Source organism: Oceanobacillus luteolus (assembly GCF_023715655.1).
GTDB lineage: Bacteria > Bacillota > Bacilli > Bacillales > Amphibacillaceae > Oceanobacillus > Oceanobacillus luteolus.
This window is the reverse complement of the sequence record NZ_JAMBON010000004.1, coordinates 23,327-44,889: the sequence shown is the minus strand read 5'-3', so window position 1 is coordinate 44,889 and position 21,563 is coordinate 23,327. Positions and strand designations below refer to the sequence as shown.

The following is a 21,563-nucleotide window of genomic DNA, read 5'->3' as shown; positions in this document are numbered from 1 at the left end:
TGCGTATGGAGAATAAAGAAAAGAATGAAAAAAAGACTGATGTCATTGATGAAGATTTATATGAAGAAATTGATGAAGAAGAACTATATGAATTAGTAGAGGAAGAGCGTCAAAAAGCAATTCAGCGTGCGAAAGAAAGAAAAGAGGCGACGACGAAGCGTCCGTTTCCTAAGTGGATTTTTTGGGTGATTGCATTTGCGATGTTGTTTAATGTAATTGCCTTACTTCCACAAACCTTTTCAATTCCAGCAATTGATTTTTTAATTACGTCGACTCGATTATCTCAGCAAGAAGAAATACAAGAGTATAAAGAAGCGGTAGTAGTTATTGAAACAGGTGACAGTAAAGGAACAGGCTTCTCGATCCATGAGGACGGAACGATTATTACGAATCACCATGTTATCAAAGGGGAGGAAAGTGTAACGGTTGCATTTCCCGAAGAAGGACTTTATCAAGGGAAGGTAGTCGCAGAATATCCCGATATTGATTTGGCAATTGTTGAAACAAATGGTGAAAACTTGCCATACTTGACGTTAGCAGAAACAAGTGATTTTACAGAGGATGAAAAAATTAATTTTATCGGTAATCCGCTTCGTTTTAATGGTATAGCCAACGAAGGGACAATTATTGGCTATACCGAATTATCAAGTTGGAAGAAGCCGGTTTTAATGATTCAAGCGCCTGTTTACCGAGGAAACAGCGGAAGTCCAATTATTAATAAAGATGGTAAAGTGATTGGTGTCATTTTCGCCACGTTGAATCATGATATACATGGAAAAGTGGGTCTATTCGTTCCGATTGACTACTTTTTCGAATACAACGATTAGTTTATCCGCTTTCCATAGGGGGTATGGAATCTGTAAAACAAACATGCCTAGGGAACTTTATGGAGGTGGAATCGATGTATTATTTTACATCTCAGTTGCTTACTTATAACATCGATGCGACAGATGGAGAAATGGGTAAAGTGAAGGACTTGTATATGGATGATCATGCGTGGAAAATCCGTTATGCTATTGTGGATACAAGAAAGTGGTTGCCGGAGCGCAAGGTACTTCTTCCACCGAGTGCTTTTAAAGGAATTAATCCAGAGAATGAAACCATTGAAGTGGAGTATGATAAAAACACCATTAAAAATAGTCCTGCTGTTCCTGAAAATACAGATTTGACGAGGGAACATGAAAATCAGCTTATGAACTATTTCGGTTGGACGCGTTATTGGCCGAATGATGTATTGGTGGGCAATGAGCATCGGGCATTAGGGGTATTCCATGATGAGCAAGATCCCCAACGCAGAGAGCAAATTCCTAATGAAATCGAAGAGGAGCGGGAAATATTGCTCCATCAACATGGTAGTAGCCTGCGAAGCCATGAGGAAATCATGAATGCGCGGGTACATGGTAAGGATGGCAAGCTTGGTAAAGTAGTTGATTTTGTCCATGATGAAGACTGGAATGTGAAGTTTATCGTTGTAACAAGTCTAGAATTGACGAAGAAAGATTTTTATTTTTATCCAATGCGGCAAATCACCTCGATTGATTGGTATGAAGGTGATGTTTACCTTGATGAAACGCTCATCAATTTTGAAAGTAAGCTCGCTTTCTCTACGAAAGAAGATATATTAGTGAATTTTCATTCATAAAACACAGGAACCTATCCGGGTTCCTGTGTTTTTATTTGTTGCGGGAGCGGAACATTTGATTGGTAATATACTTTTAATCTTAATGTAAACCGCGTGAGATAGTTAAACGTTAAGATAAGAGGAGTATAAATAGAAAATTGCCGATAACAGAGAAAAAGGATGGGGAATGGATGAGACATATAAAGATAAGTACCAAACAATTTATACATACACCCATAAAAAAGGATATAAAATCGAAAATTATAGTAGCTGGAGGTGTTACACATGAAAGTGTATAACCAGCTGGAGCAAACCCCTATCGAAGAGCTCGTATTACAAGTTCAACAGGGGGATGAAGAGAAGCATGACTATTTGCTGACTTCATACCAACCATTTATGATTAGTGTTATTTCCCAGGTTTGCAAACGTTATATTGATCCCAGACAGGATGATGAGTTCAGTATCGGACTATCTGCGTTTAACGATGCAATATTTTTGTATTGCCCAACAAAAGGTTGTTCTTTTCTTTCTTTTGCTAAGTTGATTGTCAGCAGAAAAGTCATTGATTATATTCGTTATAATTCAAAAAGGCAAAATGACTTGTCGTTTGATACGTTTTACGACGAAGAAACGATGGAGAATCCTGCTGAAGTTTCAGCAGTCATTGAACAATATCAAGATGAGCAAGATGCAATCAATCGACGGGAAGAAACGTTGGAATATCGCAAAAAACTTAAAGAGTTTAATTTATCTCTTCTGGAACTTACTGAAGTCGCTCCTAAACATCGCGATTCTCGAGAGACCGCAGTGCGTATCGCAAGGATGTTGAACGAGGATGATGAATTAAAACAATATGTACTCGCAAAGAAAAAATTACCAATTAAAAAATTAGAAAAACGAGTATCAGTCAGTAAAAAAACAATTGAAAGAAATAGAAAATATATATTAGCCATGTTTATTGTTTTGCAAGGGAACTTTACATATCTTAAGGAATATTTGAAGGAGGTGGGTTAGTGAAAAAGGGTATCATAATGGAAGTACGGTCCAAGTATGTCATCGTGCTTACTGCAGATGGCTCCTTTGAAAAAGCAGTTGTTGCTGATCATGATGCTACTATAGGCAAAGAAGTTCGATACGAACCGTATGTTTCCAGACCCCAATTTCCCTCCAAATTTTCAATTCAAGCTAAGTTCCTCGTGATTGCCACTGTGTTGGCTTTCTTTATAGTTACCACCATAAACTTAATCGAAGACACTGAGACGTACGCTTATGTAAATGTTGAAATCAACCCAAGTTTTGAGATCAAAGTCAACCGGGATTTGGAAGTTCATGAAGTAACTGCATTAAATAAAGAAGCTGAACCATTGGCTCGAGAGCTGAATCAATCAGAAAAAACATTAAAGGAAATGTTGAATGATATTATCAGTAGCTGTGAAAGCGAAGAGATGATAAAGCAAGGTAAACGGGCCTTGATTGGTGTAAGTTATGCGGACCATCAAGAAGGCGGAATAACGAACAGTATTAAGGAGTATTTCCAATCATATAATACGGATTGGCAAGTCGTGACATTCCGAGTACCCGGTGAAGTGAGAGAACAGGCCGTGGAGAATAGAACATCCATGAACAAGCAATTTGCATCAATCATTCAATCAGGTGATGAAAAAATCCTGGAAAATATCGGGATTGATGAAGAGAAAAGGGAAATGATTCACGCTTTTTACGATACAACTACAAAGCCTAAAGAAATGATCATAGAAGTTGATATAAATTAAATGCCTGGCACTTATAGGGGTGCCAGGCATTATTTATACTTCCATTGTGGTTATGTTGTCTTGCTGCATCGCATGATCTATATAATAAAGCAGTTGATCATGTGACTTCATAATTTTATCCTCATCCAAAGAGTAATGGTAGGCATTTAAGAACTTTTCAATCCTCTTCGATAATAAATCATCATTTGTTCGCACCATTAATATCAATAATTCATCCCATTGTCCCCATAGCGTATAATAAAGTGCCTTGTCATAATCAGGAATCATTTTTCTCCTCCTAACTAGAAACCGTTATTTGTATTGTTCCCAGTTCATCAATTCCCTCCCGCTTACAAATATGGTCTCTATTCCAAAAAAAGGATTACATTCAAAAAGCATATTCTCATCCGTGAGTAACATAATAAAGGCAAATAGTTAAGGAGGTTATTTACGGATGAGAGTTAAGTTATTGAGCATTTTAGCTGTACTTTTGATTACTTTAATGGCCTGTCAAGGAAATGATGATGCACAAAGAGGTACGAATAATCCTAACATTGACCCGACGACAAATCGTAATACAGGTGATGGTATTTTTAATAATGACCAGGATTATATGATCGGGCGAGATGCGAACGACCGTGGATATGGTCGTGACAACCATATGAATCAAAATCGCAACGGTGACAACGTAAATTCCCGTTATTCAATAGGCGAAGAGGCTGCAGACAGAATTGAGGAAGAAATAGATGAAATCGATAACGCATATGTTGTAACGACAGAAAATAATGCCTATGTCGCTGCCGAATTGGATGACGACACGAATCGTAACGAACAAGGAAACCAAACAAATAACAGAGATACCAATAACGGAAATAACCATTTTGGTGATGACGAAATTTCTAATGAATTAAAAGAACGCATTGCCGAAGTTGTCCGTTCTGTCGATAATGATATTGAAAATGTATATGTATCCACAAACCCAGATTTCGTTGGTTTGTTCGATAATTATGCAGATGAAGCAGAAGATGGGCGGCCAATAGCTGGATTTTTTGATCAATTTGAGATTATGATTGAAAGAATATTTCCGGAGAACGCAGGTAGATAAAGTTTTCTAAGCATGCTGATAGCAATATCAGCATGCTATTTTTATTTTTCATGCTGGATGGTTGGAGGAGATTACAAAAATAGTGTATGATTTAGGGTAAAGATGAGTTTGAAAAGGGAGAGATGAATGTGACAAAAAAAATGAATGTCGAAAGTTTTAATCTCGATCATACGAAAGTAAAAGCTCCGTATATTCGCCTTGCAAGTGTTTCTGAGGGAGAGAAAGGCGACAAGGTTTATAAATATGATATTCGTTTTAAGCAACCGAATAAAGAGCATATGAAAATGGATGCACTTCATTCAATTGAACACCTTATGGCAGAAAATATCCGTAACCATGAAAAGAATGTGCTTGATCTCAGTCCGATGGGATGCCAAACAGGCTTCTACCTTTCCATAATTAATGAAACAACTGAAGAAAAAGTAATGGATATTATGGAGAAGACATTACAAGATGTTTTAGAGGCAGATGAAGTACCAGCTTGTAATGAAGTCCAATGTGGCTGGGCGGCTAACCATAGTTTAGAAGGTGCTAAAGAAATCGCTAAGGATATGCTGGCAAAACGTGATGAATGGCACGAAGTATTTTAATAATGATATAAAGAAATACTTAATAAAGATATAAAGATATAAAGAAGTACAGGGACGGAGCATATGGCCCCGTCCCACTTTTTAAGGAGGAATGACATTGAGCGAAAAGGCGATCGACTATTTAAAAGAAAATAGAGACGAATTACTTGAGAAGTTGAATGAATTTTTATCTATACCAAGTATCAGCACGGACTCTACATATAAACAAGATGTTGAGAAGGCAGCGGATTTTCTTGTTACTTATTTGCAGGAACTATCCTTTGAAAAGGTTACCAAACAAGAAACAGCTGGTCACCCGTTAGTTTATGCTGAATACAATGGTGCAGGCGAGGATGCTCCGACTGTGCTATTTTATGGTCATTATGATGTACAACCAGTCGATCCAATCGATCAGTGGGAAAGTGATCCATTTAAGCCGGAAGTACGTAATGGAAGGCTTTATGCCCGTGGAGCAAGTGATGATAAAGGACAAGTATTCATGCATCTTGCTGTATTTGAAGCATACTTGAAGACCGAAGGAAAACTCCCGATTAATGTGAAGGTTTGTATAGAAGGTGAAGAGGAAATTGGGAGTGAAAATTTATATGATATCCTGCTTCAACAAAAAGAAAAGTTCCAAGCTGACTTTGCCGTCATTTCCGATTCAGGTATGGTTGCTAAAAATCAACCGACTATCTTATACGGCTTGAAGGGCTTTACGGGAATTGAGATTACAGTGACTGGTCCGGACCATGACCTTCACTCCGGTATGTATGGTGGTGCAGTTCGGAACCCAATTATGGCACTCAGTCATATACTATCATCAATGAAAGATAATGATGAAGTCATTACAGTAGATGGTTTTTATGATGATGTGGAGCCGATTACGGATGCAGAACGAAAATTAATCAAGAAGGCTCCTAGTGAAGATTATGTCCAATCTACTGGTATTACAGAAACCGTTTCGGAAAAAGGCTATACACCAGCAGAACATACAATGGGCCGTCCAACGTTCGAGGTAAATGGAATGTATGGAGGCTATCAAGGAGAAGGTACGAAAACAATTATACCTTCTGAAGCAACTGCTAAAATCACATGTCGTCTAGTTCCAGGTCAAGACCCTGAGAAAATCCAGCAATTACTGGAGGACCATGTCAACAAACATGCTCCGAGTGGTGTTTCTGTGAAAGTGAAAAAAGAGAAACTTTCAGCGAAGGCCTATAAAGTAGAGCCAAATCATCCGCTTATTCAAAAAGCAGCCGAAAGCTATACGAAAAGTTTTGGCAAGGAAACGGTTTTTGTCCGCATGGGTGGATCAATCCCTGTAGTGGAATGGATTGATTCTATCTATGATATGCCAATTGTTTTACTGGGCTTTGGAACACCGGAAGATCGTCTCCATTCACCAAATGAAAGCTTTCCACTAGACAGCTTTGATAAAGGAATGGAAACTCTTGTTTACTATTGGGATATGGTTAAACAGGTTTAACTATTGTTAGGGGGAATGTAGCTTGGCGAACCTTGCAGTGATAACTGGGGTTTCGAGGGGGCTTGGTGCATCACTGGCAAAGCTTCTATTAGAATCCGGTATAGATGTCATTGGAATTTCACGAAGAGATAATAAGCAATTAACTACGCTCGCAGCAGAAAACAATCAGTTTTATAAACATTTTTCTTGTGATTTATCAAATATTCCAGAGTTGGAAAAAACAATTACCACTATTCATGACGAAATCAAAGCACTCCACGAGGAACAAGAAATTGAAGTCATTTATCTGTTGAATAATGCTGGGGTAGTGAATCCTATTCATCAAGCACATCATATCAAGAGCGAAGAGCTGATCAACCATGTAACAATCAATACGATTGCTCCTATGGTGTTGACTGGTCAGTTTTTAAAACAACAAGAAAAACATGGGATTCCTGTCATTGTGGCTAATGTAAGTTCTGGAGCTGCTGAAAGGGCAATTTACGGCTGGAGCGCCTATTGTTCAACGAAAGCAAGCTTGAATATGTACTCTAAAACAGTGGCATTGGAACAAGAACAACTCGGTACGGAGAATAAAATTATCGCATTCAGCCCAGGTATTATGGATACCCAAATGCAAAATGAAATACGCTCTTCTTCAAAAGAGCAATTTGCCGAGGTTGAAACGTTCAAAGATTACAAAACGAATGATTCATTGAGGAATACCGATATCGTTGCTGGTGTACTCATTGATATCATCACAGATGAAGATGTGAAAAATGGAAAAATCTACTATGTAAATAACTATATAGGGTAAAAAATTATCAGGCATTCGCCCTCCCATTTTCGATAAGCCTGCATACATTATTGTAGTCTTGAAAATAGGGAGGGAATGCTATGAGCAAAGGAAATGAAGGAAGATTCGGAGGAGGCTTTGCACTCCTAGTAGTACTTTTTATCTTGTTAATCATCATAGGAACAGCATACGGAAACAACTATGGTGGAGGATATGGATACTATTAATAAAGTTAAACAAAATTCATAAGACGAGAAACCATGTGAAGTTTCATATGGTTTTTCTTTTTTTTGTGCATAGATTATTCCAAGTGGTGTTACAACTGAAACAGATGCCAATTTATGATAAACTATAGAATGGTACCCAACATCATTAACAATCGTTTCAAATATATATAGTAAAAAACGAAAGGTAGGCTTTTTAATGATAACAAGAAAGAGTGATCGTGAAATAGCACAAATGCAAGCAGCTGCTGATGTGTTAGTTGCATGCCATAAGGAAATTGCAAAAATGATAAAACCAGGAATTACAACAATGGAGATAGATGCTTTTGCAGAGGAGTTTATGAGAAAGCATGGAGCAACTCCTGAGCAAAAGGGATATAATGGTTATCCATATGCTACTTGTGCTTCCATTAACGATGAGATTTGCCATGGTTTTCCTAGAGATGAGCAATTAAAAGATGGTGACATTGTAACAATTGATATGGTTGTTAATTTAAACGGAGGACTTGCGGACTCAGCTTGGACTTATGCAGTTGGTAATGTTGATGAAGCTGGTTTACGTTTAATGGAAGTGACAAAAAAATCATTATATAAGGGAATCGAACAGGCTCAGGTTGGAAATCGTATTGGTGATATTGGACATGCAATTCAGACGTATGCTGAAGGAGAAGGCTTCTCAGTTGTCCGCGATTTTACCGGCCACGGAATTGGTCCAACTATCCATGAGGATCCACATGTTCCTCACTTCGGTTTACCAAACAAAGGGTTACGCTTGAAAGAGGGTATGGTTATCACAATCGAACCCATGATCAACGAAGGTACGTGGGAGAGCCAGATGGATACAAATAATTGGACAGCACGTACAATCGATAAAAGCCGTTCAGCGCAATATGAACACCAAATCGTAATTACAAAAGATGGCCCACTTATACTGACGGATCAAGATAAAGAGTAATAATAACTAATAGGACTGCCAGCTTGTTAAAAGCAGGCAGTTTTTTTATTTCTGGATTAGGATTAGTTACATATTTGGAAAATTTGAGTTGTATACTTTCCCTTAAGGCATGGTGTCGGAGTGGTTTTGGTCCAATAAAAGGTGTTTCCTGACCGCGTGTTGTGCCCCTGGCTTCGGTTAAATATACAGCTGCTTAATATCCCGGATAAATGCTGCAAATCCGAAATCAGTCAAATAAAACAGATAGAAGTAGGAAGGCCTGAACTACATCTATAATTAATAGCCGACTACCTTCCTAATTTTCACTAAATAGTATATAATAAGTACAATTTTAGTTTGAATCGGGGGGAATGAGATGGATCAGGCTGTTTCTAGGGAGAAAGAGTCTCAAGCAATACATATGTTGAGAAAAGGTTTGGCGACTGGCTTTCCAATTATGCTTGGTTACTTGCCAATTGCCCTTACATACGGAGTGTTAGCAAGGCAAACAGGATTGTCTCTCGTCGAATTGACGATGATGAGCGGTTTGGTTTATGCGGGGGCGAGTCAATTTATGGCTGTCAATATGATTGCTGTCAGTGCAAGTGCGATGGAGATCATCATTGCAACATTTGTGTTGAACTTCAGGCATTTTGTAATGAGTTTGTCCTTTATGAATCGTTTAAGGAATGTGGAGCGGAAGTGGAAGCTGCCGTTGTCTTTAGGGTTGACGGATGAATCATTTGCTGTATCAGCTTTCCACCCTAAAGAAGCAAATCAAAAAAATGGTGCATATTTTTACTTGGGTATTTTTGTGATGGCCTATTTCTCCTGGGTATCAGGTTCATTGCTTGGTGGAGTGTTGGGGGATGTCATTCCTGCTAATTTAAGCCAAAGTATGGGGATTGCCCTTTATGCGATGTTTATCGGTTTGCTGGTTCCTTCTGTTAAAAAGAATCTAAGAGTAGGATTAATTGCTGTCATCGCAATGTTGATCAACTTTGCTTGTGTTGAAATCGGTATGAGTTCGGGTTGGGCCATCGTTGTAGGTACGATTTTAGGAGGCGCAGCGGGGATCTTTTTATTGAAGGAGGAAGTGGAATGATTATACTGACGATTATTGGTATGTCCCTTGCAACTATGATCCCGCGAATTATTCCAGGATTCCTCGTGGATAAACTTCAGTTCAGGCCGTGGGTTAATCGCTGGCTGAACGCGATTCCTTATGCAGCATTAGGTGCATTGATTTTTCCGGGAATATTATCCGTCATTCCTGAGCAACCGTTTATTGGAATAATAGGCGGTCTAGTTGCAATTGTACTGGCTTATTTTGGTCTTAATGTCGTACTTGTTGTATTGGGTTCCATTTTGGCTGTATTTTTACTTACGATCTAAAATAAGGTTCGATATGGATATGAGCATGGGTAACACCATGCTTTTTTCCTATCTCTTTTTCAATCCATTCTGTAATTCGATGGCTGTCTTCAACGGTCAATTCAGCATCGACAAGAATGGTAAGTTCTAGTAATGCTTGACTACCATGTACTCTCCCTTTCAAATCAACGACTTCCTCCACTCCAGAAACTTCTTCAACACTTTCTTTAATTAAAGATAATTCTTCTTCATCAAATGCATCGGTAAGTGTTAAGGTGGCATCACGGAAAATGTCAAAGGCTGTTTTACAAATGATGATGCCGACAATCGTTCCAGTCAAGGGATCGAGCCAATATAATCCGAACTGTGCTCCGATAATACCGATAAAAGCTCCGCCACTGACTAAAGCATCGGAACGATTGTCTTGAGCTACCGCAAACAAAGCTTGGCTATTTAATTTTTGGGATAGTCTTTTGTTATAGAGGTATACGAGGAGCATCACTCCAGCAGAACCAAGTGCTGTCCAGGCGGTTAATATATTTGGTTCAGCCGTTTCAAAGTAAATAATATTTCTAATTGTGTCATAAATGACTTGAATTCCAATAAACATCATTATAAAAGCAGCGAATAATGATGCAATTGTTTCTGCCCGATAATGTCCGTACCGGTGATTCTCATCTGCTGGTTTTTGGGAAATTCGTAAACCAACCAATACTGCAATCGAGGCGATGACGTCTGTTGTATTGTTTAACCCATCTGCCTGTAATGCAAGTGAATTGCCCCAGTTTGCTATGATTATTTTTATAATTGCTAAGCTCAGATAGGTGAAAATGCTTAACCAGGCACCTTTCTCAGCTAAGCGTAAATTGTCTGCATGATTCATTTCATATCCTCCATATTTCTTTCGGTTTCCATAGTTTATCAAAAGCTAATCGTGTGGGTCCAGAGAAAAAGATACGCTCATAGTAATCAGTCTTGGCCGTTGTGAAGGATGTTTCGTCAAGTAAACAAATAAGGAAAGCTCTTTTCCAGAACTGGGGAAGTGAAAGGTTCCTAAAAATAATGTGTTGCTTTTATTCGGAAAATTTAGGATAATGATAAAAAGGGTAAAGGGGGCAATTCCAATGAAGAAAGAGAAAGTCTCTCTCATATTTTTTCGATATACTGGAAAGCCGATCCATGCAAAAAAAGAGATTCCTTTTGAGATGAGTATGTTGGCACGTTTACAATTGGATGTCATCTGCTTCAAGTACAACCGGTGTAAATTAGAAGAAGCCATCAACGAATCTCTGCAAAAGAAAGACAAAGAATCGTTTCGTAGAATTAGTGAGCAGTATAAAGAATATATTTGGAAGTAATGGAGGTTTTCCTTCATTCTCTTGATTATGCGATATAACTATCGGGCCGATGATTGGTCCGATAGTTGACGTGCGGATTCTCCCCCCATACCTATGAAAAATATTTACATTATCTTTGCAATGATCTTGCGGGGAGGTAATTATGAATAAAGAAATCTTCATTAAAATGCAGCACCAAGTGTTATTGTACTTATTAATTTTTTCTCTAGTCCTAGGGTTGGGTGCTGAATGGATAGTAGGTGCGCCAATAGGAAACATTTTGGCAATGATGACAGGTGGAGTTGTTGGGATTTCTACCATTGCCATACTGCATTACCGGCAACAATACATCCAGCTGATACCATATATTGCAATCATTGCTGTCAGTGGGATTGCACTTGTTGTCATGTTAAGTTCGAGCTATGTAACAAATATTTTATTCGTCTTTTATTTACTAGTTGTAGCAGCGATGGCATTGTCACGAACTGTCCTTATTACAAGTGGAGTATTGGGTATTTTTTTACTAACTTTCTTTGTATATACGAAAGGGCAGGCAATTGGGCTGGATGCCAGAGCGACGGCAATTACCCTGGTGTTTTTTACGTTGGTATTCTTCGTTCTGTTTATTATCGTAAGAAATACCCGCAGATTATTAACTCATTTGGAAGAATCTCTGCAGCAGAGTGAAATGACGTCAGATCAATTAAAAAATCAGCAGCAAATTATCCAGAATAAGGTGAAGATGGTCAACCAGCAAACAGATGAAGCGAAGGAGACCGGTGATGAAAATAGAAAAAGCATTCACCGGATGCTTGAAGCTTTTAATGATATTCATCTGGCGACAGAAGCTCAATCGGAAGCTGCCCAAAGTATAACTGTGACGCAAGAAAAGAATCATCAACTTATTGAAAAGATGCTTCAATCTTTCGAGCGGAGTAAGCAAGATGGCGAGGGGTTAAAGGATTTGTCATTAAAAGGACAAGTCCAGGTGGAAGGTTTAGCTGAGCTGATGGGAAGTTTCCAGCAATCATTTGACCGGCTTATTGAAAAAATGGGAAACCTGGTCAAGGATATTCAAGACAATAATCAATATACGAAAACAATAAAAGATATTGCAGCCCAGACAAATCTTTTGGCATTGAATGCCAGTATTGAAGCAGCTCGTGCAGGAGAGGCGGGAGCAGGTTTTGCAGTTGTGGCCGCTGAAGTGCGCAAGCTTGCGGAAGTCTCTGAAAAGGCAGCGAGCAGCATATCCAATAATCTGGTTGAAGTAGAGGAACATGCTCTTGTAACACAAGAAGAATTACATAAAAATAAAAAAGAACTAATGGAAAACACGTCAAAAACAGAAACAGCCAAACAGAACTTTATTGAAATTACGGAACAAATAATTTCCTATATCCATTACTTGGAGTACTTGGAGCGGCAAGGAAAAGAAATTAGAAAGTCCACTGAAGTCATCGATCAGGCTGTCATGCAATTAGCGGCACATATTGAAGAAACGAATGCAACAACGATAGATCTCGTTTCCCTTGTTGATACAGCAAGCGGACAGATGGACGGTATGTTGTCGATTATTGAACAAACAAATAAGACGGCAGCAAGTCTAGAGGATTCTAGCTATAACCATGTAAAATAACTGTAAATCTTTTGCTGGAATTTACCGAGTACCTCGTATATTTGGTAAGCTTGCTTTAGAAGGGGGAGAGATATTGGAAAATAAGAAAAAGTTACAAAGAAGCTGGATGATGTATGACTTTGGTAATTCCGCTTTTGCAACGACCATCATGGCTGCAGTCCTCCCAGTCTACTATGCAAACGTTGCAGCAAGTGGATTGGAAGAAGGTCTGGCAACAAGTTATTGGGGCTACTCTCAATCCATATCAGTATTACTTATTGCTATTCTCGCGCCGATCCTAGGAGCAATCAGCGACTTTTCTGCAGCTAAAAAGAAATTCCTGCAATTTTTTGCGTTCATGGGTATTATTGCGAGTATATTATTAGCTTTTGTCGGTGAAGGCGATTATATATTAGCCTCTATATTATTTATCGTCGGTTCTATAGGTTTCTCGGGTGGAAATATATTTTATGATGGATTCTTGCCTGAAGTTGCTGATAAGGACGAGATGGATAGAGTCTCTTCCGGTGGCTATGCTTATGGTTATATCGGAGGAGGAATCCTCTTAACGATAAATATCTTAATGATTTTGAATCCTCAATGGTTCGGCTTGCCAAATACAGTAGCGGCAACACAGTTATCATTTGCAACAGTCGGTATCTGGTGGCTCGTCTTTTCTATACCTTTATTAAAAAATATAAAGGAAGAGAAAAAAGTTGAAATTAAAAGGGATAAATCTTATATTGCCATCGGTTTCTCTCGGGTAGGGAACACCTTTCGTGAAATAAAACAGTATAAACAAGCATTGATTTTTCTACTTGCATTTTGGTTGTATAATGATGGGATTTCTACAATCATGCGGATGGCAACGATTTATGGAGCGGAAATTGGAATTGCGGGCAATGATTTGATTGTTGCGCTGTTGATCACCCAGTTTGTCGGTATTCCGTTCACTTTCTTCTTTGGCTGGCTAGCCTCTAAAATAACAGCCAAGCGGGCGTTGTCCATTACATTACTGACATATATGGTCATTACGATTCTCGGATACTTCATGACATCCGCTATCCATTTTTATGTATTAGCCATTGCAGTGGGAATGGTACAAGGTGGTGCCCAGTCACTAAGTCGGTCTATTTTTGGGCGTATGATTCCTGAAAATAAGCATGCGGAATTCTTTGGTTTCTACGGTATTTCGTCCAAGTTTGCTGCGATGTTCGGACCTTTCCTGTTTGCCTTTATCGGACAAATTACTGGTAATAGCAGATTCGGAATCATTTCTCTTATTTTCTTCTTTATAGCAGGTTTGATCATTTTAAGATTCGTCGATGTAGAAAAAGGGATAGAGGAAGCTCAGCGGCAATCAGGATGATTTGGAAGTGTGGAAGTGAAGCCAAAATAAAAAAGAGGTCAATCGAGAAAATGTATTCTTGATTGACCTAGTTTCATTTTATTATATTGTGTTCTGTTCGCTATACAATAGGATCACTGTATTGAAGTTCCAGCCTCAAATTTAGTGGTTTACCTGTATCGTAGGAAATATCTCCGATTAAATCTTCAAGTTTCTCCAATGAGTAAGATGAACCGCTATCCCAGTAATGAAATAATTCGGTTATGATATCAATTCCCTCTACACGGCTTTCACTGTACAGTTCGATGAAACTTTTATCACATGGTTCATTTGTTGCCGGATGATACCAAGTTGTTTTTTGTAAGTTCAAATAGTCCACTTCATCTTTGATTGGCTGATGTGAATATGCGGATATTAAACGGCCAAGCAACCTATTTTTGATTCCGGTCGGATCCGCTAAAATTTTTAATGCAAGCAGCATATCCTTATAAGCTTTCTTAATGTAGGTGTCATCGTTTCTGGTGAAATCAGGATAATTGGTATTAATTAAATGAAATAATAGCGAGACGAGACGATGATCGAGCTTCCTTCCTACATCAATTTCCTTGTAAACCGGTGTTTTCCAAGTTTTTAGATTGTGGTACTTCTCCATCATCAATGTATCAATCTGTATCTCTAATCGTTGATGATTGTTTCCATCATATCCAGCACGATAATGGATATAAGGATGGGTGTTACGGTCAAGTACATGATGCGTGACAAAACCGACGACAAATGCTTGAACTTCATTGCTATTGTCTTTGGCAGCTTTAATCATATCAAGGAGGAAGGTTCCACACTGACTTGTATGTAACGCCGTGCCTATATTATGGACCGGTTCTTCTTTAATCCATGGCCAAAAATTATAATAGAAAAACGGATCTGGTCCCTGTGCACCGAGCCTCATATAATTCTCATATTGGGAGAATGAATGATTCTTGCCAACAGCATCCACGACCGACTCGCAGAAAAGAATATGAGTCCAGATATTAGGCATTGTAATTTCCTCCTTTCTTTATTGTCAAAAATCCATCTTTGTATATTATATAGTAAAATTCGTATTTTTCACTGTTGTTGTGGCACAAATTTGTGTCAATTGATAAATCTTAGCTGAATAGTAGGGTTATTTTCATTAAAACTGATATTACATATGGAAAAGTGGATTTAGAATATGTAAGAGGTGGTTCGAGTTATTGAATATATTTGATTCCAGCGATGGAGTCCTATCGTGTATGGTTTTTCATTTCCTAAGCATCAAGAAATTTGGTACAATGTATACGGTATCATAAAACACAGGGAGGAACTACATTTGGACTATCGTTTGGAGAAAGATACACTAGGGGAAATTAAAGTTCCTGCAGATAAATTCTGGGGAGCGCAAACGCAAAGAAGTAAGCAAAACTTTCCAATCGGCAACGAAAAAATGCCAAAGGAAATCATTAAAGCTTTTGCTGTACTAAAGAAGAGTGCTGCGAAAGTAAACAGTGATTTAGGTTTACTTGAAGCAAAAAAAGCTGAAGCAATCGAATACGCAGCAGATGAGGTTATTGCAGGGCGTGTGGATGAGCATTTTCCATTAGTAGTATGGCAAACTGGAAGTGGTACCCAATCGAATATGAACGTAAATGAAGTGCTTAGCTTTATCGGAAACAAGTGGCTAGAGGAACAAGGAAGCGAATTACGTCTTCATCCGAATGATGATGTAAACAAATCACAAAGTTCAAATGATACATATCCGACAGCTATGCATATTGCTTTTGTTTTAAAGTTAGAGGATCATGTATTACCCGCAGTTGAAGTGTTAAAGAAAACGTTAAAGGAAAAAGCCGATGCATTTACAGATATTGTAAAGATTGGCCGTACCCATTTACAAGATGCAACACCACTTACACTCGGGCAGGAAATCAGTGGTTGGCATCGTATGCTAGAAAAAACAGAATCCATGATTAAACTAAGCATTCCAGAACTTAAAGAATTGGCACTTGGCGGTACTGCAGTAGGTACTGGTCTAAATGCCCATCCTGAATTCGCAGAACGTGTTGCAAAACAAATTAGCGAATATACAGGAAAAGCTTTTGTGACTGCTAAAAATAAATTTCACTCATTAACAAGCTATGACGAAACTGTATTTGCACATGGTGCTTTAAAAGCACTTGCGGCAGATATGATGAAAATCGCGAATGACGTGCGCTGGTTGGCAAGTGGTCCACGTTCTGGCCTTGGTGAAATTACGATTCCATCAAACGAACCGGGCAGCTCCATTATGCCAGGTAAAGTAAATCCGACCCAAAGTGAAGCAGTTACGATGGTAGCTGCACAAGTGATGGGTAACGATGCAACAATCGGTTTTGCTGCAAGCCAAGGAAACTTTGAACTGAATGTATTCAAGCCAGTGATTGCATATAATTTCTTACAATCTGCTCAAATACTTGCTGACAGTATTCTGTCCTTTAACGATCGTTGTGCGGTTGGAATCGAGCCAAATCATGAAACGATTGAAAGACATTTAAATGAATCTCTCATGCTTGTTACAGCGTTGAACCCACATATCGGTTATGAAAACGCAGCAAAAATTGCAAAAACCGCGTTTGAAGAGAATTCAACTTTAAAAGAAACAGCTGTAAAATTGGGACTGTTGACTGAAGAAGAATTTAACGAATATGTTGTACCAGAAGAAATGACACATCCAAAATAATATAAGATGAAACGGCTTTGCTTCCTACTTATGGAGCAAAGCCGTTTTTAAAATTCTAGAGTAGATTAAATAAGAAGAGATGAAAGACTTTTATAATATCACTTATATTCACGATAAGTTTATGATTTTTTTCGCTAAATCCTGTTATTTTCCAATTTACACCTCCGAATTGGAATAGTATCTACATTTTACCAGTGAATTCATGTAATAAGATTTTGAGGATTTGCGGACAATATGATTACAAAGGAGGTGAAGTCCAATGGCTAACAACAACAACTCAAACCAATTACTAGTTCCTGGAGTACAACAAGCGCTGGATCAAATGAAATATGAAATTGCTTCAGAGTTTGGTGTTAACCTAGGAGCTGATACAACTTCTCGTGCTAACGGTTCTGTTGGTGGAGAAATTACAAAACGTTTAGTTCGTACTGCACAGCAACAGCTTAGTGGTGGCGGACAATAACAAAAGTTAATAAATAGTGGGCGGGCAGTATTGCTTGCCCACTTTATATTATAAGAATAGAATTACAAAATACATATTAAGATTTTAATTATCAATTATCTGTTTGTCATTATCCTTATTATATTGCATTTTTCCAAATTAATATGGAAATGGTATGGGATATAAGTAAAGGTTCACGGTATACATTCTGACTCTCATTTGTTATAGTAGGTCTAACTTATATTTTGGGAGGATAAAGAATGTCCAATATTTATGATCATGCCTATAACTTAGAAAAAGCGATTCGTGAAAGCTCAGAGTTTCAACGACTAAAAACAGCATATGAAGCAGTAATGAATGACCCAGAGTCAAAACAAATGTTTGAAAGCTTCCGAGACACACAGCTAAACTTGCAAGAGAAACAGATGCAGGGTCTAGAAATTACGGAAGAAGAAGTGGAAAAAGCCCGAAATGTAGTTGAATTGGTGCAAGGCAACGAAACAATTGCAAAGCTGATGGAAGAAGAACAACAGTTAAATGTTATTATTGGTGATATCAGTTCAATTATTACAAAACCTTTAGAAGAAGTTTACGGATTCAGCCAAGAAGATTAATCAAAAACTCACAGAGAATACTTCTCTGTGAGTTTTATTGTTATGGTCTTCGAAAACCCTCGGCTACGCCGGGGGTTCCGTAGAGCTTCTAGCGTGGGGTCAAAAAAGGCCTCCTTCATGGTAAAATATGGTTGGTTTCCCGACCACCAGATCTCACCAAAGAAGGAGGCGCGTCCCATGCAGGACAAGAATAGTTTAGCACATACGCAGTGGAGATGTAAGTATCACATTGTTTTTGCACCAAAATACAGGAGACAAATTATCTACGGTAAGTATAAAAGAAGTATCGGACAAATTATAAGAGAGCTCTGTGAAAGGAAGGGGGTTGAGATACACGAGGCAAATGCATGTAAAGACCATATTCATATGCTGGTAAGTATTCCACCTAAATTAAGTGTGTCTCAATTCATGGGTTATCTAAAAGGAAAAAGTAGTTTAATGATTTTTGATCGTCACGCGAATTTAAAGTATAGATATGGTAACCGCAAATTCTGGTGTCGAGGTTACTTTGTAGATACAGTGGGCCGAAATAAAAATCAAATTCAAGAATATATAAGAAATCAGCTTAAAGATGACTATATGAGCGATCAATTAACGTTATTTGAGGAATTTGATCCATTTACAGGAGAGAAAAATCAAAAAAGATAAGAGATTCTTTTAGAATCAGTGAGTAAGTGTGGTGCAGAAGGGAAACCCATTCAGTGGGCCTTTTAGGCCGAGGCCGGTAATAGAGGCTTTCAGCCGCAGAGCAAACCACCAGTTCACATTGGTGGTTTTGATTGTTGACCGTCCCTAACCGGTCGCTTCCGCTTTTGTTGTCGTCTAGCTCAGAGTGCAGGGACTCGCAAACTTCGTACTCCTCCAATCGATAAGTCAACATCGGCTCTCTTCGGTCGCCGTGTTTCCTTTATCTCATTTCGGAGTACTCCAGTTTGTACGTCCCTAACCGCACGCTTCCGCTTTTGTTGTCGTCTAGCTACAGCGACCAGGGACTGTTCGAACTTCATGCGCCTTCAGTCGATAAGTCAACATCGGTTCGTGACCTCACCGTGTTTCCTTTATCTCCCTGCGCCGCATTCCAGTTCGACTGTCCCTAACCGGTCGCTTCCGCTTTTGAGTTTACCTATGAAATAATATTAGTTTGGCTTCTGGGTTTACGCAGCGGTGTGTGTGTTCGGAGTAGCCTTTTTCGGCTAATTTATCTTGTCCGATTTTCTTTGCTGCGTCATCGTTTTCGGCAGTGAATGATTCATCCAATAGTTTTTCCCCGTCCGGATTGAAGACTGTTAGTGCATAATTTCTCAATGTATCGTTCCTCCCTATTTTTTTAATTTTATTATAATTCATTATAAGAGATAATGCGAAAAATAAAGTTGAATCAAACGAAACCATTTGATTCATTAGTCCGTAATACAAAATGGAAAGGAGATAGGACTATGACATTATTAATAAATAATGTAACAAAACGGTTTGGCGACTTTACTGCAGTAGATAATTTGAATTTGACCATTCCTAAAAATGAGATGTTTGGATTTTTAGGGGGAAACGGAGCAGGGAAGACGACGACATTCCGCATGTTGTTAGGTTTATTGGATAAAACAGAAGGTGAAATTACTTGGAATAATGATTCAATCAGCTATGATAAGAATCATTTGATTGGCTATTTACCAGAGGAAAGGGGATTGTATCCGAAACTTACCGTAAAGAACCAGATTACATATTTAGCAAAACTACGTGGAATGGCAAAACCGGATATTTTACCTGAACTCGAAAAATGGTTGGAACGTTTTAAAGTACCGGAATATATGAATAAAAAGGTGGAAGAACTCTCCAAAGGGAATCAACAAAAAATCCAATTCATTTCTGCGGTAATTCATAAACCAGAATTGCTTATCTTGGATGAACCTTTTTCAGGACTTGATCCGGTAAATGTGGAGATGTTGAAGGAAGCTGTCCTTGATTTAAAAGAGCAGGGGACTACAATTGTATTTTCTTCCCACCAAATGGCAGTGGTGGAAGAATTGTGTGAGAACCTCTGTATTTTGCAAAAGGGGAGACCAGTAGTACAAGGTGCGTTAAGGGAAATAAAACGATCTTTCGGAAAGAAGAACTTACGCATTCATGCCGATTTTTCATTGGAGTTTTTAAAAGAATTTCCTGGTGTAGTAAAATATCGGAGAAATAATGAAGGCTGCGAACTTCAAATTTTAAATGAGAATGTCTCCCAAGATATTTTCCAGGCATTACAGAATAAAGGTTTTATAAGAAAATTTGACTTGGAAGAACCTTCATTGAACGATATCTTTATTGAAAAGGTAGGTGCTTCCTATGAATAAATTTTGGGTTATCCTTGAACATACGTACTTGGAAAAGATAAAATCTAAAACATTTATTATTATGACGGCACTCCTGTTGTTATCTGTCGTTGCTGCGGTTAATTTTCAATCAATCATGGACTTCTTCGGTGATGATGATGGCAAAGATCAAATCGCAATCATTGATGAAACTGGATTTATATTTGAACCTTATAAACAAAGTGTTGAAACACTAGATGAAGAACTAGAACTTGTGGAATTCACAGGAACAGAAGAAGATGCAAAATCGGCTGTTCAAGATGAAGAGTACGATTCACTTGTTGTCGTAGAGCTGAATCAAGAGAATCTGCCGGAAGCAACCTATTTTGCAAATAACATCACCGATTCTTCCACACAGACTACGTTACAGGAACAACTGCAAAATCTTAAAGTAGCTATTTCGATTGAACAGACTGGTGTGGATGAAGCGACTATTCAGGAAATCTATGCACCTATTTCTTTTGATACCGTTGCGCTTGATGACGATGCGAAAACAATGGAAGAAATGTTCCAGGCACAAGGAATCGTCTATGTTATGGTATTTTTCATGTATATTGTTGTTATTTTATATGGTCAGATGATTGCTCAAGATGTGGCAAATGAGAAATCATCCCGTGTTATGGAAATTTTAATATCAAGTGCCTCACCAGTTTCCCATATGTTCGCTAAAATCTTCGGAGTTGCACTTGTTGGTTTGACACAAATCCTCCTGTTAGTCGGCGTTGGGTTGGTGTTGATCAACAGTAAGAAGGATGAGCTTGTCGGCGGTATGCTTGATTCATTTGGATTAGTTAATATTCCAATGGATTTGATCATTTATGCGATTATCTTCTTCTTACTAGGCTACACATTGTATGCCACGCTTGCAGCCATGCTCGGTTCATTGGTAAGCAGAGCAGAAGATGTGAACCAACTGATCACACCAATGATTATTCTGATTGTCATTGCGTTTTTAGTTGCTATGTTTGGATTGGGAGCACCGGAATCTACACTTGTAACGATTTCTTCTTTCATCCCGTTTTTTGCACCGATGGTAATGATATTGCGGATTGGTATGCTTAATCTTCCGCTTTGGGAAATTGGATTATCTATTGGTATCTTGATTTTAACTATAATGATCATGGGATTGATTGGGGCAAGAGTTTATAAGGGCGGAGTACTTATGTATGGTAAATCAGGCTCACTAAAAGATTTCACGAAAGCGATACGTTTATCCAAAAAAGAAAAGTAAAACTGGGATATCTTCTTGTCCCGGTTTTTCTTTTTCTCCCTAG

25 protein-coding genes are annotated in these 21,563 nt (G+C 38.4%); 21 read left to right on the top strand and 4 right to left on the bottom strand.

Annotated elements, in window-relative coordinates; all coding sequences use genetic code 11:
• Positions 1–5: 5 nt before the first annotated feature.
• The 4 genes from M3210_RS04895 (at position 6) to M3210_RS04880 (ending at position 3,393) form a co-directional block, all read left to right on the top strand.
• Positions 6–827: a S1 family peptidase gene (locus M3210_RS04895; RefSeq protein WP_251512115.1), complete on the top strand. Its 822-nt coding sequence runs from the start codon at positions 6–8 to the stop codon at positions 825–827.
• Positions 828–901: 74 nt separating this feature from the next.
• Positions 902–1,642, top strand: coding sequence for a PRC-barrel domain-containing protein (locus M3210_RS04890; RefSeq protein WP_251512111.1), 741 nt, complete (start codon positions 902–904; stop codon positions 1,640–1,642).
• A 264-nt stretch (positions 1,643–1,906) separates the two neighbouring features.
• Positions 1,907–2,635 (top strand): RNA polymerase sigma-I factor, encoded by a 729-nt coding sequence (gene sigI / locus M3210_RS04885; protein WP_251512109.1) that lies wholly within the window; start codon positions 1,907–1,909, stop codon positions 2,633–2,635.
• Complete coding sequence (locus M3210_RS04880) at positions 2,635–3,393, top strand: anti-sigma-I factor RsgI family protein (RefSeq protein ID WP_251512107.1); 759 nt, start codon at positions 2,635–2,637, stop codon at positions 3,391–3,393. Before sigI ends, M3210_RS04880 begins: the two co-directional genes overlap by 1 nt.
• Before the next feature lie 33 nt (positions 3,394–3,426).
• Here M3210_RS04880 and M3210_RS04875 read toward each other — a convergent pair whose 3' ends face one another.
• Positions 3,427–3,660: a YhdB family protein gene (locus M3210_RS04875; RefSeq protein ID WP_251512104.1), complete on the bottom strand. Its 234-nt coding sequence runs from the start codon at positions 3,658–3,660 to the stop codon at positions 3,427–3,429.
• A 166-nt stretch (positions 3,661–3,826) separates the two neighbouring features.
• On the opposite strand from M3210_RS04875, the gene M3210_RS04870 reads away from it, so the two are divergent.
• From M3210_RS04870 to M3210_RS04835, 8 genes are all read left to right on the top strand, one after another.
• Positions 3,827–4,477: a YhcN/YlaJ family sporulation lipoprotein gene (locus M3210_RS04870; protein WP_251512102.1), complete on the top strand. Its 651-nt coding sequence runs from the start codon at positions 3,827–3,829 to the stop codon at positions 4,475–4,477.
• Between the two features lie 122 nt (positions 4,478–4,599).
• Positions 4,600–5,067: an S-ribosylhomocysteine lyase gene (locus M3210_RS04865; protein WP_251512100.1), complete on the top strand. Its 468-nt coding sequence runs from the start codon at positions 4,600–4,602 to the stop codon at positions 5,065–5,067.
• A 97-nt stretch (positions 5,068–5,164) separates the two neighbouring features.
• Positions 5,165–6,535, top strand: coding sequence for a dipeptidase (locus tag M3210_RS04860; protein WP_251512097.1), 1,371 nt, complete (start codon positions 5,165–5,167; stop codon positions 6,533–6,535).
• A 22-nt stretch (positions 6,536–6,557) separates the two neighbouring features.
• Positions 6,558–7,331 (top strand): (S)-benzoin forming benzil reductase, encoded by a 774-nt coding sequence (locus M3210_RS04855; protein WP_251512095.1) that lies wholly within the window; start codon positions 6,558–6,560, stop codon positions 7,329–7,331.
• An 80-nt stretch (positions 7,332–7,411) separates the two neighbouring features.
• Positions 7,412–7,537, top strand: a complete 126-nt coding sequence (locus M3210_RS04850) for a YjcZ family sporulation protein (protein ID WP_251512093.1) — start codon at positions 7,412–7,414, stop codon at positions 7,535–7,537.
• A 196-nt stretch (positions 7,538–7,733) separates the two neighbouring features.
• Entirely contained in the window at positions 7,734–8,489 is a 756-nt protein-coding gene (gene map, locus M3210_RS04845) for a type I methionyl aminopeptidase (RefSeq protein WP_251512092.1), read from the top strand.
• A gap of 355 nt (positions 8,490–8,844) precedes the next feature.
• Complete coding sequence (locus M3210_RS04840) at positions 8,845–9,573, top strand: AzlC family ABC transporter permease (protein WP_251512089.1); 729 nt, start codon at positions 8,845–8,847, stop codon at positions 9,571–9,573.
• Positions 9,570–9,863, top strand: coding sequence for an AzlD domain-containing protein (locus M3210_RS04835; RefSeq protein ID WP_251512086.1), 294 nt, complete (start codon positions 9,570–9,572; stop codon positions 9,861–9,863). Before M3210_RS04840 ends, M3210_RS04835 begins: the two co-directional genes overlap by 4 nt.
• Here M3210_RS04835 and M3210_RS04830 read toward each other — a convergent pair.
• On the bottom strand, positions 9,853–10,725 hold the full coding sequence (locus M3210_RS04830) for a cation diffusion facilitator family transporter (protein WP_251512084.1): 873 nt from the start codon (positions 10,723–10,725) through the stop codon (positions 9,853–9,855). The two genes, M3210_RS04835 and M3210_RS04830, sit on opposite strands and share 11 nt — an antisense overlap.
• Positions 10,726–10,966: 241 nt before the next feature.
• Here M3210_RS04830 and M3210_RS04825 point away from each other — a divergent pair, with 241 nt between their 5' ends.
• The 3 genes from M3210_RS04825 (at position 10,967) to M3210_RS04815 (ending at position 14,166) form a co-directional block, all read left to right on the top strand.
• Positions 10,967–11,200 carry an IDEAL domain-containing protein gene (locus M3210_RS04825; RefSeq protein ID WP_251512082.1) on the top strand — a complete coding sequence of 78 codons (234 nt, stop codon included), beginning with the start codon at positions 10,967–10,969 and terminating at the stop codon, positions 11,198–11,200.
• Between the two features lie 142 nt (positions 11,201–11,342).
• Positions 11,343–12,818 (top strand): methyl-accepting chemotaxis protein, encoded by a 1,476-nt coding sequence (locus tag M3210_RS04820; RefSeq protein ID WP_251512080.1) that lies wholly within the window; start codon positions 11,343–11,345, stop codon positions 12,816–12,818.
• A gap of 106 nt (positions 12,819–12,924) precedes the next feature.
• Positions 12,925–14,166: an MFS transporter gene (locus tag M3210_RS04815; RefSeq protein WP_465264474.1), complete on the top strand. Its 1,242-nt coding sequence runs from the start codon at positions 12,925–12,927 to the stop codon at positions 14,164–14,166.
• Between the two features lie 100 nt (positions 14,167–14,266).
• Here the strand turns inward: M3210_RS04815 and M3210_RS04810 are convergent, their stop codons facing one another.
• A complete protein-coding gene (locus M3210_RS04810) occupies positions 14,267–15,181 on the bottom strand; it encodes a zinc dependent phospholipase C family protein (protein WP_251512075.1) in 915 nt (304 codons plus the stop codon).
• 312 nt (positions 15,182–15,493) lie between these two features.
• Between M3210_RS04810 and fumC the strand changes: the two genes are divergently transcribed.
• The 4 genes from fumC (at position 15,494) to tnpA (ending at position 18,583) form a co-directional block, all read left to right on the top strand.
• A complete protein-coding gene (fumC, locus tag M3210_RS04805) occupies positions 15,494–16,879 on the top strand; it encodes a class II fumarate hydratase (protein ID WP_251512073.1) in 1,386 nt (461 codons plus the stop codon).
• A gap of 259 nt (positions 16,880–17,138) precedes the next feature.
• Positions 17,139–17,342 (top strand): alpha/beta-type small acid-soluble spore protein, encoded by a 204-nt coding sequence (locus M3210_RS04800; RefSeq protein ID WP_251512070.1) that lies wholly within the window; start codon positions 17,139–17,141, stop codon positions 17,340–17,342.
• A 239-nt stretch (positions 17,343–17,581) separates the two neighbouring features.
• Positions 17,582–17,935 carry a YlbF/YmcA family competence regulator gene (locus tag M3210_RS04795; RefSeq protein WP_251512068.1) on the top strand — a complete coding sequence of 118 codons (354 nt, stop codon included), beginning with the start codon at positions 17,582–17,584 and terminating at the stop codon, positions 17,933–17,935.
• A 177-nt stretch (positions 17,936–18,112) separates the two neighbouring features.
• On the top strand, positions 18,113–18,583 hold the full coding sequence (gene tnpA / locus M3210_RS04790; protein ID WP_251511490.1) for an IS200/IS605 family transposase: 471 nt from the start codon (positions 18,113–18,115) through the stop codon (positions 18,581–18,583).
• A 471-nt stretch (positions 18,584–19,054) separates the two neighbouring features.
• Here tnpA and M3210_RS04785 read toward each other — a convergent pair whose 3' ends face one another.
• On the bottom strand, positions 19,055–19,240 hold the full coding sequence (locus M3210_RS04785; protein WP_251512066.1) for a YhzD family protein: 186 nt from the start codon (positions 19,238–19,240) through the stop codon (positions 19,055–19,057).
• A 131-nt stretch (positions 19,241–19,371) separates the two neighbouring features.
• On the opposite strand from M3210_RS04785, the gene M3210_RS04780 reads away from it, so the two are divergent.
• Together M3210_RS04780 and M3210_RS04775 are read left to right on the top strand one after the other, a co-directional pair.
• The gene (locus tag M3210_RS04780) at positions 19,372–20,271 is read left to right on the top strand and encodes an ABC transporter ATP-binding protein (protein ID WP_251512063.1); all 900 of its coding nucleotides are present in this window, start codon (positions 19,372–19,374) and stop codon (positions 20,269–20,271) included.
• Complete coding sequence (locus tag M3210_RS04775; RefSeq protein ID WP_251512061.1) at positions 20,264–21,520, top strand: ABC transporter permease; 1,257 nt, start codon at positions 20,264–20,266, stop codon at positions 21,518–21,520. The genes M3210_RS04780 and M3210_RS04775 overlap by 8 nt, the downstream gene beginning before the upstream one ends.
• Positions 21,521–21,563: the final 43 nt, after the last annotated feature.

Bases quoted from the DNA above. Each gene is read 5' to 3' on its own strand.
- M3210_RS04895 (WP_251512115.1), top strand. From the start codon at position 6: ATGGAGAATAAAGAAAAGAATGAAAAAAAGACTGATGTCATTGATGAA.
- M3210_RS04890 (WP_251512111.1), top strand. From the start codon at position 902: ATGTATTATTTTACATCTCAGTTGCTTACTTATAACATCGATGCGACA.
- sigI (WP_251512109.1), top strand. From the start codon at position 1,907: ATGAAAGTGTATAACCAGCTGGAGCAAACCCCTATCGAAGAGCTCGTA.
- M3210_RS04875 (WP_251512104.1), bottom strand. From the start codon at position 3,660: ATGATTCCTGATTATGACAAGGCACTTTATTATACGCTATGGGGACAA.
- M3210_RS04870 (WP_251512102.1), top strand. From the start codon at position 3,827: ATGAGAGTTAAGTTATTGAGCATTTTAGCTGTACTTTTGATTACTTTA.
- M3210_RS04865 (WP_251512100.1), top strand. From the start codon at position 4,600: ATGAATGTGACAAAAAAAATGAATGTCGAAAGTTTTAATCTCGATCAT.
- M3210_RS04850 (WP_251512093.1), top strand. From the start codon at position 7,412: ATGAGCAAAGGAAATGAAGGAAGATTCGGAGGAGGCTTTGCACTCCTA.
- map (WP_251512092.1), top strand. From the start codon at position 7,734: ATGATAACAAGAAAGAGTGATCGTGAAATAGCACAAATGCAAGCAGCT.
- M3210_RS04840 (WP_251512089.1), top strand. From the start codon at position 8,845: ATGGATCAGGCTGTTTCTAGGGAGAAAGAGTCTCAAGCAATACATATG.
- M3210_RS04835 (WP_251512086.1), top strand. From the start codon at position 9,570: ATGATTATACTGACGATTATTGGTATGTCCCTTGCAACTATGATCCCG.
- M3210_RS04830 (WP_251512084.1), bottom strand. From the start codon at position 10,725: ATGAATCATGCAGACAATTTACGCTTAGCTGAGAAAGGTGCCTGGTTA.
- M3210_RS04825 (WP_251512082.1), top strand. From the start codon at position 10,967: ATGAAGAAAGAGAAAGTCTCTCTCATATTTTTTCGATATACTGGAAAG.
- M3210_RS04820 (WP_251512080.1), top strand. From the start codon at position 11,343: ATGAATAAAGAAATCTTCATTAAAATGCAGCACCAAGTGTTATTGTAC.
- M3210_RS04815 (WP_465264474.1), top strand. From the start codon at position 12,925: ATGATGTATGACTTTGGTAATTCCGCTTTTGCAACGACCATCATGGCT.
- M3210_RS04810 (WP_251512075.1), bottom strand. From the start codon at position 15,181: ATGCCTAATATCTGGACTCATATTCTTTTCTGCGAGTCGGTCGTGGAT.
- M3210_RS04800 (WP_251512070.1), top strand. From the start codon at position 17,139: ATGGCTAACAACAACAACTCAAACCAATTACTAGTTCCTGGAGTACAA.
- M3210_RS04795 (WP_251512068.1), top strand. From the start codon at position 17,582: ATGTCCAATATTTATGATCATGCCTATAACTTAGAAAAAGCGATTCGT.
- tnpA (WP_251511490.1), top strand. From the start codon at position 18,113: ATGCAGGACAAGAATAGTTTAGCACATACGCAGTGGAGATGTAAGTAT.
- M3210_RS04780 (WP_251512063.1), top strand. From the start codon at position 19,372: ATGACATTATTAATAAATAATGTAACAAAACGGTTTGGCGACTTTACT.
- M3210_RS04775 (WP_251512061.1), top strand. From the start codon at position 20,264: ATGAATAAATTTTGGGTTATCCTTGAACATACGTACTTGGAAAAGATA.